The 12,591-nt window shown below is 45.5% G+C and carries 12 protein-coding genes; all 12 read right to left on the bottom strand.

Translation table 11 applies throughout. The features are described 5' to 3' along the window. Positions 1–12: 12 nt before the first annotated feature. The 12 genes from tnpB to FOC32_RS02795 all read right to left on the bottom strand — a co-directional run bounded on the left by tnpB (position 13) and on the right by FOC32_RS02795 (position 12,318). The gene (gene tnpB / locus FOC32_RS02850; protein WP_004642106.1) at positions 13–348 is read right to left on the bottom strand and encodes an IS66 family insertion sequence element accessory protein TnpB; all 336 of its coding nucleotides are present in this window, start codon (positions 346–348) and stop codon (positions 13–15) included. Then, entirely contained in the window at positions 345–728 is a 384-nt protein-coding gene (gene tnpA / locus FOC32_RS02845) for an IS66-like element accessory protein TnpA (RefSeq protein WP_005100737.1), read from the bottom strand. The genes tnpB and tnpA overlap by 4 nt, the downstream gene beginning before the upstream one ends. Before the next feature lie 93 nt (positions 729–821). After that, positions 822–1,226, bottom strand: a complete 405-nt coding sequence (locus tag FOC32_RS02840; RefSeq protein ID WP_175966277.1) for a Na+/H+ antiporter subunit G — start codon at positions 1,224–1,226, stop codon at positions 822–824. Positions 1,227–1,236: 10 nt separating this feature from the next. Continuing rightward, positions 1,237–1,512 (bottom strand): monovalent cation/H+ antiporter subunit F, encoded by a 276-nt coding sequence (locus tag FOC32_RS02835; RefSeq protein ID WP_004787192.1) that lies wholly within the window; start codon positions 1,510–1,512, stop codon positions 1,237–1,239. After that, the gene (locus tag FOC32_RS02830; RefSeq protein WP_175966276.1) at positions 1,509–2,027 is read right to left on the bottom strand and encodes a Na+/H+ antiporter subunit E; all 519 of its coding nucleotides are present in this window, start codon (positions 2,025–2,027) and stop codon (positions 1,509–1,511) included. The genes FOC32_RS02835 and FOC32_RS02830 overlap by 4 nt, the downstream gene beginning before the upstream one ends. Beyond that, positions 2,027–3,835, bottom strand: a complete 1,809-nt coding sequence (locus FOC32_RS02825; RefSeq protein WP_175966275.1) for a monovalent cation/H+ antiporter subunit D — start codon at positions 3,833–3,835, stop codon at positions 2,027–2,029. The genes FOC32_RS02830 and FOC32_RS02825 overlap by 1 nt, the downstream gene beginning before the upstream one ends. After that, positions 3,835–4,200 (bottom strand): Na+/H+ antiporter subunit C, encoded by a 366-nt coding sequence (locus FOC32_RS02820; protein WP_004787185.1) that lies wholly within the window; start codon positions 4,198–4,200, stop codon positions 3,835–3,837. The genes FOC32_RS02825 and FOC32_RS02820 overlap by 1 nt, the downstream gene beginning before the upstream one ends. 4 nt (positions 4,201–4,204) lie before the next feature. Beyond that, positions 4,205–7,042: a monovalent cation/H+ antiporter subunit A gene (locus FOC32_RS02815; RefSeq protein WP_175966274.1), complete on the bottom strand. Its 2,838-nt coding sequence runs from the start codon at positions 7,040–7,042 to the stop codon at positions 4,205–4,207. Positions 7,043–7,479: 437 nt separating this feature from the next. Beyond that, positions 7,480–8,871: an AAA family ATPase gene (locus FOC32_RS02810; protein ID WP_175966273.1), complete on the bottom strand. Its 1,392-nt coding sequence runs from the start codon at positions 8,869–8,871 to the stop codon at positions 7,480–7,482. Between the two features lie 39 nt (positions 8,872–8,910). Then, complete coding sequence (locus tag FOC32_RS02805) at positions 8,911–10,413, bottom strand: AAA family ATPase (RefSeq protein ID WP_034590271.1); 1,503 nt, start codon at positions 10,411–10,413, stop codon at positions 8,911–8,913. Positions 10,414–10,432: 19 nt separating this feature from the next. After that, positions 10,433–11,215 (bottom strand): bifunctional phosphoribosyl-AMP cyclohydrolase/phosphoribosyl-ATP diphosphatase HisIE, encoded by a 783-nt coding sequence (hisIE, locus tag FOC32_RS02800; RefSeq protein ID WP_004787175.1) that lies wholly within the window; start codon positions 11,213–11,215, stop codon positions 10,433–10,435. 215 nt (positions 11,216–11,430) lie between these two features. Continuing rightward, on the bottom strand, positions 11,431–12,318 hold the full coding sequence (locus FOC32_RS02795) for an SDR family NAD(P)-dependent oxidoreductase (RefSeq protein ID WP_004787173.1): 888 nt from the start codon (positions 12,316–12,318) through the stop codon (positions 11,431–11,433). Positions 12,319–12,591 lie beyond the last annotated feature (273 nt).

Below are 12,591 nucleotides of genomic sequence, written 5' to 3'. Positions count from 1 at the left end.
GACCAAGCTAGTTTAGAGCATTGTGACCACTTGCTGTCGTCCAATGCGCTGCCAAGGCAAACCCTGGATCAGTGCCTGTAACTGTTCTGGGCTGAGGGCTACGCTTTCACCCTGGTGAACTTTAGCCCAGTGAAATTTTCCCTGTTCCAACCGCCGAGCACACAGCCAGATCCCCAGTCCATCATGTACCAGCACTTTCATGCGATGGCCACGTTTATTACAGAACAGGTAAGCACAATGCGGTTTGATGTAGCCAAAGGCTCTCACCACCTGAGCCATGGCCGTATCCATACCTGCACGCATGTCCATGGGCTGAGTAGACAACCAGATTTCATCGATACGGATCATGTTGTAAGTGCCTTGAGTAATTTTGCTAAAGCAGACATTTCTGATACTTGCCATTTCAAGCCAATTTCTGCTTTTGAGTGGGGTAAAGTAATTTGAACCGTTAACATGCCAGTAGAAATAGGATCTAATGGTGCAGAGCAAGATAAGGCAATAAATGCAGGTTTATTCGGTAGTAGTGAGCGATCATTCCCTGGCTTAGCATCAATTAAGCGAATCCATTTGGATACAAGATTTGTATTCAATCCATGTTGCAAAGCGACCGAAGCAATTGAAACCTCCGATGCTTTACACGCCTGAACGATCTGCTGTTTAAATTCAGCACTATATGTTCTTCGTTTTATCGTAAGAGATGCGATGGATGTCTGGTTATTTGTAGTCATAAATTTAAGTTCCCACTTGTTTTTAAGTGAGGACTAAATTAAGGCTTATAGGACGAATTCATAAGGTGTGTTCAGCGGACGCTTACGAACTGGCTAACTATTACTTGAGTCTTGATCATTCATTTTCTTTTCATAAAATGCACGACGGCGGGTTTTCTGCCAAGGCAATGGACGTTCCAGAGTTTCTGGCACTTCACCACTCATCGAACGCAAACGTAAATGTAAGGCCGCTTGCGCCATCAGGTTGGCAGATACCGGTGCAGTAATGAAGGCAAATAGGGTAATCAGTACTTCGGCAAAACCTAAACGGCCATAGATGGCTGAAAAAATAATAGAAGCGATCAGGAAGCTTCCCAATCCTAAGGTACTGGATTTGGTCGGTGCATGCAGACGCATAAACAGGTCGGGTAGACGTATCATCCCAATACCGCCCACCAGCATAAAGAACGCGCCAATCAATAAAAAAATCGAAACTAGTATTTCTAAAATTAAAGGCATTTAAGAACTCCTAGTCGATGACATGGCCAGTGGTGAAATAGCGGGCAAGGGCAGCGGTAGAGACAAAACCTAACATGGCCACTAGTAAGGCACCTTCAAACATGAAAGTACTGCTCCAGTAGATTCCCAGAATCACCACCAGACAGGTTGCATTTAAAAATAGGGTGTCCAGTGCCAGCAGACGGTCGACGATTGATGGGCCCATGACCAGCCGGATCAGACACAGCAACATGGAGATCGTGACAGCACCCAGACAAATCAGCAATGCATATGGCAGAATGGTCATGCTTCAGCTCCTGATTGTGCGCTAAAAATTTTAATCAATGGTTGTTCATAGCGCTGTTTGATGGTTTCAATTTCGGCCTCTTCATCATCCGTGCTTAAGGCATGCACCAGAATATCGCCACGGTCCTGATCAATCCCCGCAGAAACTGTACCAGGTGTCGTGGTAATGATCATCGCCAGTAAAGTATTTACTTCTTCATGTTCGGTATCCAGAGGAACACGAAACCATTTGGGATGCAGATTTTTGGTCGGTCCCAGAACCAGAATCGCTACCTTAATGTTTGCGACAATGATGTCCCAAACGACGACCCAAAACAGGCGCATCGCTGGCACCCACCGGATATTCGGTGTGTAATCAATAAAAGGGGCGACTATTCGGGGAATCAAAATGGCCAGAAATATTGCCATAAGGAGTGTGCCGACTTCCATATTATGGGCCAGCATGACCCAGCTCATCGCCACAATGACCGAAACGAAAGGATGTGGGAACCAGCGTTGAAGTAATGATTCAGCCATTAAAGTCCCTCCGCCGGTTTAAGTTGATTGTCGTCGTATTTGTTCTGTTCAATATACTGTTTATCTATCTGACGCTGTTTAAATTCAGAAATATGTTCGCCATTTAAGGTATTTTCTGAAATGACATAAGGAATCAGATGCGCATTTGGATCAGGCGTTTCACCACCATATTTGGTTTCCGGTAAATAACCCGGATCAAATGGCTGTACACTGATGAACTTACCTTCAGCATCACGTTTTAGCAATGCGGCTTCATAAATCGGATTGGTTTTAATCTGTGCTGCGGTCTGATAATTATATTGATAGATCGGTGCAGCAAAAACAACGAAGGCAGTCAGACTGAGCAATAGTAGATAAATAACCCGGTCATTACGTGCCGGTGCCTTACTTGGTAAGGCTTCATACTTGCTGAATTCTGCAGAATTTTCATCCTGTTCAGGTTTGCTTGAACGCCAGAACAGAATAAAACCGACCCGGGTAAAAGCCAGAATACTTAGTAAGCTGACCAGTAGAACCGTAAAGATAATCAGCATTTGATGCTCAGACTGTCCTGAAGCTTGCAGGATAAACACCTTACCGAAGAAGCCGCTGAAAGGTGGTAAGCCGGCCATCATCAAGGCAATGATGAAATATACAATGGAAACCAAAGTATTCTGTTTCATCTGTGGGGCAATTTTAAAGTGATCTTTAAATTCACCGCGTTGTGAGGTAATCCAGCCACATAGGATATAAAACGCTGCGCCAATTAGGGTACTGTGTACCATATAGTACAAGGCACCTGCCCAAGCCTGAGTGCTGTTCATGGCAATCGCAATCAGAATGGTGCCGACCGAAGACAGGATCATAAAGCCGACGAAACGACGTAGACGTTCAGTCCCAATGGCACCAAATGCCCCATACAGTGAAGTAATCACCCCAATTACCAGCAGACAGTTCATCAGAATCTGGTGGCTATATTCATCATCAAATACAGTGCCATTGACCCGGATAATCGCGTAGATCCCGACTTTGGTCATGATGGTAAACAGGGCAGCCACCGGAGTAGTCGCAACAGCATACGTTTTAGGAAGCCACAGGCCTACCGGTAACATGGCTGCCTTGATCCCGAACACCACAAATAGCATCAGTCCGCCTGCAACGGCCAGCTTATGTTCATCGCCTGCCAAAGTTGGCATCAGTCTAGCGACATCAGCCATATTCAGACTGCCGACACTGCCATAAATCATGCCGAGCCCGATCAGGAACATGGCAGAAGCGAGCAGGTTAATAGCCACATAATGTACACCGAGCTGGAAGCGTGCCTTGCCTTGCCCATGCAAAAGTAGGACATAGGATGCCATTAACAGGATCTCGAAGAACACGAACAGGTTAAACAAGTCACCGGTCAGAAAGGCACCACTAAGCCCCATTAATAAAAAATGCACCATGGCGTGGAAATAGCGCCCGCGAATATCCCATTCTTTGCTGGCATACCAAACGATTGGCAAAGCGAGTGCATAGGTCAGTACCAGCATCAAGGCAGAGAGTTGGTCTAGGACCAGCACAATACCAAAAGGGGCAGCCCATTCACTTAAAGTGTAGACATTAATTTGCCCTTGGCTGCTATTGATCAGATAGCCAATCGCCATAATCAGACCCAATAGGGTCGAAATATGACTCACGCCACGACGCCACGGCTGACGCCAGTCGGTAATCAGAGAACCGGAACCCGGGTTACCTAACAGTACTAAAATAAAGGCAGTAAAGGCCGGTAAAAGAATACTGAAAATAGGGGTGTGTTGATTCAAGAAGTTGAGAAGATCAGTCATTACGGCTCATCCTCGCGTGGGTCATGTTGCGGTATTTCTTCTTTGGAATCAACGTGATCTGTTCCTGATTCATAACGGCTACGTAAGGCCAGCTGTACAATAAAGGCGGTGGTGGCAAAACCGATTACAATGGCGGTCAGCACTAGCGCCTGAGGTAAAGGATCGGTGACCTGCGTGGCTTCGGTGAGCACTGCAGGCGAATTCATCTGAATACGGCCCATGGCAAATAAAAACAGGTTCACTGCATAACCAATCATGGCCAGTCCAAGGACGACCGGAAAGGTACGTGCCCGCAGAATCAGATAGATCCCAGTGGCAGTGAGTAGGCCAATTGCTGAGGCTAATAAAAGTTCTAAACTAATCATTCTATTATCCTCTTGGTACTGGGCCAGTCATACTTGAGTGACGGGAGTCACCCAGAACGGAAATCATCAGCATGGTCGCCCCGACTACGGTGACATAGACACCGACATCGAATAGGGCAGCAGAAGCGAGATGCATATCGCCAAGTAATGGTGGATGGACATGAATATGAGCACTGGTCAGGAAAGGACGTGACCAGAACCAGGCTGCGATGCCAGTTAGGCCTGCAATAGTCAGGCCGATACCAATCCAGATCTCATAGAGACGTCCAGATTTAGCTCCCAGCATTTTTTCTGCATGATCCTGACCAATGGCAACGTATTGAATGATCAAGGCCAATGAGGTGATCAGACCGGCAATAAAACCGCCACCCGGAAGATTATGGCCGCGCATAAAGATATACAGACTAACCACTAGGGCTACCGGTAAAATCCATGATGCGGTAATACGCAGCATCAAAGGGGAGGGGTTAAAACGGTAAGTCAGGCCTTGAGTAATGGTGGTGCCATGAGCACGCATACCGTCCATCAGGCTCAGCACCCCGATTGCGGCAATTCCAAGTACGGTAATCTCGCCGAAGGTATCGAAACCACGAAAATCGACCAGAATTACATTGACGACGTTTGTACCGCCACCAAGCGGAATCGATTGTTGGATGAAGAACCAGGAAATTGAATTATGGTCACGCGTCATAACCAGCCAGGCAACTGTTGCAATTCCTAGACCTCCGCAGACTGCAATCACTGCATCTCGCCAGCGTCGGGTCGGGCTGGATTCATAAGGCGTCAGTTGTGGCAGTAGAGACAGGCTCATCAGTAGCAGAACCGTCGTTACTACATCGACTGTAATCTGGGTTAAAGCCAAGTCGGGTGCCGAGAAACCAATGAAAACCATGGTGACGACCAGACCGACCGCACCACTGATCAGGATGGCCTTAATCCGTTCATGATGGAACCAAAGCATCATCCAGCAGGCAGAGAACAGCAATAACCATAGAACGATGGCCAGAACCGGTGCATGGGTCAGTTCCCGGCTACCGGTATCAATCCCATTGACTACAAGAGGGTAGCCCACCAGACCAATGGTAAACAGTACAATCCATAAAATATAACTTTGCAGTTTGCCATTTTCAGTCGCACGGCGGAAACGTCTTGAATTCAGTAACAGATTTTTCAGGAACAGATCAAATAGTACACGACCTTGAAGTTTGCCGAGTTTTGGATCCAGATCAATTTCCCGAATTGCGCCGCCTTTGGCCAGTGCAAAATAGAAAATCGCACCGCCGAATATCGCAATAATACTCATCACCAAAGGTAGATTAATACCGTGCCAAAGGGCGAGATGAGTGCCTTCAAAGGCGAAATTCTGGGTTGACGCTTGTGTGGTGCTATTTACAATCTTTTCGACCAGTAATCCTGGTAACAGGCCGACTGCGATACACAGGAAAGCCAGTAAAATAGCCGGTGCACGCATACCAAATGGTGGCTCATGCACATCTTTATTTGGGACTTGCTGGCCTAATGGACCATCAAAAAACACGCCATGTACCAGACGAATCGAATAGGTGACAGCGAAAATCCCGGCCAGTGTTCCTGCAATAGCTGCACCGATCATGACTGGGCCACTTAAGTTTGCGACCAGTTCGGTAAAGAACATCTCTTTGGACAAGAAACCATTAGTTAATGGAATACCAGCCATGGAGGCGGCAGTGATCATGGTCAGCGTTGCGGTAAAAGGCAGCATTTGCCAAAGACCGGACAATTTTCGCAGATCCCGGGTACCGGATTCATGGTCAATGATCCCGGCAATCATGAACAAAGCAGCTTTAAAGGTTGCATGGTTAATGATATGGAAAATTGCTGCTGCGACGGCGAGTGGTGAGCCAATACCCAGCAGACACATGATCAGGCCTAAATGGCTAATAGTTGAATAGGCCAACAGACCTTTCAGATCTTCTTTAAAGATGGCAAAGAATGCTGCCACACATAGGGTAAATAACCCGATAAAAGTAACAATATTATGGAACAGCGCCGCGCCTGCAAAAATTGGCAATAAACGCGCAACTAAAAACAGGCCCGCTTTGACCATAGTGGCAGAGTGCAGATAGGCAGACACCGGCGTCGGTGCTGCCATGGCATTTGGTAACCAGAAGTGAAATGGGAACTGCGCACTTTTGGTAAAAGCACCGAGTAGAATTAATAATAATGTCGGTACAAATAGAGCATGCGCCTGAATCTGTTCGCCCATCATCAGGATCTGGTCAATCTGATAGGTACCCGTAATCTGTCCAAGCAGAATAAAACCACCCAGCATAGATAAGCCGCCCATCCCGGTAATGGTCAGAGCCATACGAGAGCCGCGTTGAGCCGCTTCGTAATTGCTCCAGTAACCCACCAGCAGGAAAGAAGAAATACTGGTGAGTTCCCAAAAGATCAGGAGAATCAGAAGATTATTAGACAATGAAATGCCGAGCATCGCTGCCATAAACAGCATCAGCAGGAAATACAGTTTACTTAGAGAGTTTTTAGGGCTGAGATAGTAATAGGCATAGATATAAATCAGGGTGCCAATTCCACTAATCAGCAGAGCAAACAGCATGCCCAAAGCATCCAGCCGGAAACTGAAATCGATTCCAAGCTGGGGTAGCCAGGACCAAGTCTGGGTAATTACCGTTCCATTAAATACAGCAGGCGCCTGACTCAACAGTAATAAGAAACTGCTGAGACTGACGGCAATTGCTCCTAAAGCCGTTACCCCGCGTGAAAATTGCTTCAGCCACGAGACAAGGGTTGTGCCTAATACTAACGGTAACAATATAATAATTGGCAGCACACTCGTATCCATTGTCGTGATATAGGTTAAGGTCAACCTAGGGTGAATCTTTATCTTTCAAGGATTACAGGACCGCAAAGAGCGACCCAAAACTTCTCGATCTTGAAAGCCAGAATGATATTCAAACAGAATAAAACAGTTGTATTGCGCAACTTATAAACGATAGCAAATTCCGATTTTACAACGAAAATTGCAAGTAAAACCGATCATATTACAGGATAACCACAACATCAATGTTTTTATGTAGAACTTGTAGATTATATGTAAGCTTGGTTTTGATATGGGGTGCATGCTTGAACATCTCGTACAAATTTGACCGAAAATAAAGATCAAACTCCCTGCATTTATTGATAAAAATTTATAACTTCTTGATCAGGAATGCAGAAAATCCAAACCTATTCTTGCATCCTGATTTTATTTTTTAAATTGCATTATCGTTTCAGGACTATTTAAGAAGATTGAGGCAAGCTTTGTGAATTATCCTGACTCAAGAGCTGTAAAAGCTCCTGTTGCTGTTCTGCGCTTAGCTGTTCCTGAATCAGTTGCAGAACAGACTGAGCCGTCAGGTTGGCTGTTTCTGGTTCTTGAAGTGCATCTTCAACTTTTTCTATATCATTATGATTTTGGCTAATCTCAAGCAACTCTGCATAGAAGTGATCATACTGAACCTGCATTGGATTCAGATGGATGTGATGCAGCTGTTTATTTTCCAGTTTTAGACACTGAAAATCCTGAGCCTGTTCCAGCAATTCCGGCCGGTTTCCAGTCACAATAATCTGCAAGTTAGGAAACGCTTGATGCAGACGCGGTAAAATGACGGCAGCCATGTCCTGATCCAGTTGATGGTCAATTTCATCAATCAGCAAAATGCCAGTACCCTCCTGACAAGGAAATAAGCTGTGTGGATTAAGCAGACAAAGGCGTCGTACAATATCTCCCACTAGTGCAATCCAGTTCCGGATACTGCTCGACAACTGCTGAAAGCTAAAAGTGTGATCCTGATAACGCACCATTAATTGCAGCTTGGGCTGGTAATCGAGATAAATCTGGCGAAGTTCCGGCAGCACAATGGATAAAGCTTCACGCAAAGCAGTCAGGCTTGGCGTATGCATATGCGCTTTGGCTTTTTCAATTTGCTGGGCCAGCTGATCTGTTTGAATATCGTCCGATTGCTGTAACGCCTGATCTAGAATCTGGTCAATGATCTTGGCACTTTGTGCATTTTCAATATCACTGACTTCACGAAACCATTCAAAGAAACGTGCAAAAGTCGTAAAAGGAATGGCAGTAATTTCATAGGCATGCGCAGTCTGAAAAATGGCTTGATTATTTTTGCTGAGTAAATTGATTTCATTGACGAAGCGTTCAGCCGGATAATAGGCGACCATAGGCAGACCGAGCAAAGGGTCATGTTGCCTTGCCTTTTGATAGAGATTCACCATGGCATCGAGTTGCTGGGTTTCCGCTTTGGCAAAGCCAATGCCCTGACTATTTAAAGTTTTGTATAACTGCCAGGAACAGGATTGGGCAGGGGCTACTTCCCCCTGTGCTGATTCAGGTAATGATCCCAAATCATCAGGAAAACGCACCTGGATATCAATTTTGGATTGCAGGCGGTTTTGCAGGATATCCTGATCCAGCATGCTTAAACCTGCAGTACGCAAGTCGCGAAAACGGGCAGAAAACCAGGTTAAAGCCTGATAACTCAAGCGCAGCAAGGTGGTTTTACCTGAACCCTGATCACCCAGAATTAAAGTCACAGGTGATTTTTGCAGATCAAAATCGAGCTGGATATTAGAAAAGTGCAGAGCATGTTTGAGTTGTATTTTTTCGATGTGCATGGATCACCTGTAGCGTGATTTTTACATCTATGTTTTACCTTAGCCGACGGCTTGGCGCAGTGACTGTGGCATCCTGATTTTCAGTTGTTGAATGAGGTCATAAATGTGATGAATATTTAAGCTTACTTTAGCACGAGTACAAGCCACGTACAGCAGACGTAACTCTTCGTCACTAATTTTATGGTCTTTCTCGTTCAGCTTGAACTGGTAATCATCTTCAATATGCACACGATCCCATTCCAAACCTTTGGCCTTATGCGCGGTAGAGATAATGTAGTCCGCTTGCCCGATTGGCGTGATTTTGGCGAGGGCAGTTTTCAGGGGATCAGTACCATGTTCATCGACCAGTTTGACTAAAGGCTTGATATCACTGCCTTCATTGGTCTCACAGTATTCGTGTACATCATGCCATGAGTTAAACCAGGCCAGTTCAGGCACATCAACTACACGCTTGCCCTGTTTCAGCATCGCAGCGGCATCAACAAAACGGTTCAGTTTGACATGATCCGCTTGCAGGCTGACTTTATCGCCACGTACTAAACCGGCAAGTAATAGTTCCATAGCACGCGCATTGGTCCGGCATAGAATCGCATCGCGTAATTTAGTGTGCGGTTTATTGACGACTTTGGAGTTTAAGTGCGGATTACCGAGTAAGGGCACGGTTTCATTCAATGCTCCCAAAATCGCATTGGCATTTAACGCAATTTCAGGCCCGAAACGGAATGAAGTGGTCAGACGAGATTCGGGTAGCGGCAGCTGCTGCATGGCATTCACTGCGCCACGCCAGGCATAAATCTGCTGATGCGCATCGCCGACATAGATGACCTGAGTGCTACGCTGTTTCAGCAAAATTCCCAGCATCAGTGGGTCGGCATCCTGTGCTTCATCAAACAGCACATAGTCGGCAGGAATATTGGGCTCAGACAATGCCCAAAGTTTCAGGTAAATATCATGCCCAATCCCGGCCTGATGATTGGGATCAATTGACTCTAGCCAACGCCGTTCAACTGCTGGATAAAGTTTCTTTTGCAGTGCTTCAATATCATCTGGATGTAGCCAGCTCGGTGCCTGAATATGCCGCGGGGCAGGATATTGCGAACTGGTCGAGCAGAAATAGCCAACTGCATTCGCGACCAGACTAGCCAGACGCGAAGGCATCAGTACATACTTTTCATAGCGTCCGCCCATCATCCGGCGCAAGGTCATCGGTTCAAGGCGATATTCCTTGGCAATAAAGCTTGGACTTAAACGTGGTAGGCGTAGCTTATCCGTGACTCCACGTGGAACACTGCGAAAAGCCAGAGAGTGAAATGTTCGGCAGTCCACACCACGATGAAACTTGTTTTGTGCTTCTGAGGCAATCGATTTATTAAACGCCAGATACATGCCGCGCCGTTCCGGCATGGCATCACTGATCATTTGCAGGGTGGTGGTTTTACCTGTGCCCGCATAGGCAATGACTTTAAAAGATTTTCCCAGACGTGCGTTATCAATGGCAGTGGCCTGCTCATAGGTCGCTTTGGGTTTTTGCAGATCAGACACAGGTAGATTCATTCACGATTTAATGTTGGCGATTGGCTTTTTCAACCAGACCGGATAGACCCTGACGGCGTGCCAGTTCATTCAGGACCAGTTGCGGATCCAGGTCGAAGTAACCGAGCATCACAATGGTATGGAACCATAAATCAGCCACTTCATAGATCAGGTCATTCTTGTTGTCTTCAGAGGCTTCAGTTTTGAAATCTTTAGCCGCGATCACGGTCTCAAAGCTTTCTTCACCGACTTTTTCCAGAATCTTGTTGAGGCCTTTATGGTACAGCTTAGCCACATAAGAGGATTCCGGATCAGCTTTCTTACGCTCTATCATCATCTCGCCCAAGTATGACAATACTTCAACTTGTTCAGACTGAGCGGTTGAGGCATTCATGGCAAGGGTATGTGGATTTGTTGATTTTTCACCGTAAATCGCAGCAGGATCTTTGATTTGTGCATCCACAATTTCCCAGCCATTCGGTGTCAGTTTGCGGTAGAAACATGATTCACGACCAGTATGGCAGGCAATACCACCATGCTGTTCAATCTGTAAAATAATCACGTCAGCATCACAGTCCAGACGGATTTCATGCACAGTCTGGAAATGACCAGATTCTTCGCCCTTATGCCATAGCTTATTGCGCGAACGGGAGAAATACACTGCCTGATTTTTTTCAGCAGTTAAATCCAGCGCTTCACGGTTCATCCAGGCGACCATCAATACACGACCAGTTTGATGGTGCTGAGCAATGGCAGGGATCAGACCTTGTTCGTTAAATTTTACTTCATCGAGCCATTGCACGTTGTTCATAAGGGTTTCCATTAATTGAATCAGAATATAAAAAGATGGATAGGAAATATCCGTCCATAGTGTACGTGATCTCGTCGCATTTGCGGCAAAAATCTGTGCCTGAAAAGACAAGATGTGTCGTTAGGCGCATTCTGATTATAAACCTGAGGGATTGAATCTCTAAAGTGCAGAAATAAAATAGCCGCCCTTAGGCGGCCAGAATATTCTTGACGAAATTACCAGTGCTCACCCGGGAAGATTCGCGCATAGGCCTTTTGTACCCAGTTCAGTTTTTGTGGCTGACCCACTGATGCTGAAGAGCTTGGGAACAGGTTATAACCGATCGACATCAGGACATTGTTGATGTCTGGTGCAATCGCATAGGTAATCGAAGCCAGACGTCCCAAATTGGTTGCGACTTTCTTCGGACGTTTCACAATCGCATAAGCAACCAGTTCAGCTGCCTGTTCCGGAGACAGGGTAGGCACATATTTATAGATCTTGGTCGGTGCGATCATTGGTGTACGAACCAAAGGCATATAAATTGAAGTGATTGCAATTTTATGTGAATGGACTTCTGCAGACAGACAGCGGCTGAAAGCATCCAGTGCCGCTTTAGATGCGACATAAGCCGAGAAGCGGGTGGCGTTCGCCAATACACCAATCGAGCTGATATTGATGATATGACCTGCACGGCGAATCATCATTTGCGGCAGGATATTCATCACCAGGCGCACTGCACCAAAATAATTTAGCTGCATGGTACGTTCAAAATCATGAAAACGATCTACTGATTCATGCACCGCACGGCGAATCGAGCGGCCCGCATTGTTAATCAGGATATCGATATGGTCGACTGAAGCAATAATCTGTTTGGACACTTCATCAATGGATTCCATATTGTTGAGATCACATGGAAATACCGAAGCTTTACCGCCTTTGGATTCAATTTCTTTTTTTACTTGTTCTAGGGTGTCTTTGGTACGCGCGACCAGTAAAACATGTGCGCCAGCATCTGCCAGCTGATGTGCCGTCGTTAAACCTATACCACTGGATGCGCCTGTAATGAGAACAGTTTTACCTGCAATACGTTTTTCCAATTGTTTCTGTAGTCTAGTTTTCACGTTTGTTATCCCTAATTTGAAGACTGCGTTCAAATTATTTTTATTAAAAAATCAAAGATGGCTCTAACAGAGATAAGAGCGAAGATGATAACTAATTATTTAAGAAAATCTATACATTAAACTATTGAAAATAAAATAAAAAATTAGAGTAATTGCTCTATTTGTGTTCGCCGTTTCAATTGATTTTTATCATAAAAATAAATCACAAAGCAAGTGATTGTATTCAAAAAATAAATAAAAAAACTCCAGCATTTTTGCTGGAGTTTTCTGCTT

Origin of the sequence: Acinetobacter sp. FDAARGOS_724 (assembly GCF_013364475.1) — a bacterium.
GTDB classification, from domain to species: domain Bacteria; phylum Pseudomonadota; class Gammaproteobacteria; order Pseudomonadales; family Moraxellaceae; genus Acinetobacter; species Acinetobacter variabilis.
This window is presented reverse-complemented; position numbering and strand designations above follow the sequence as displayed.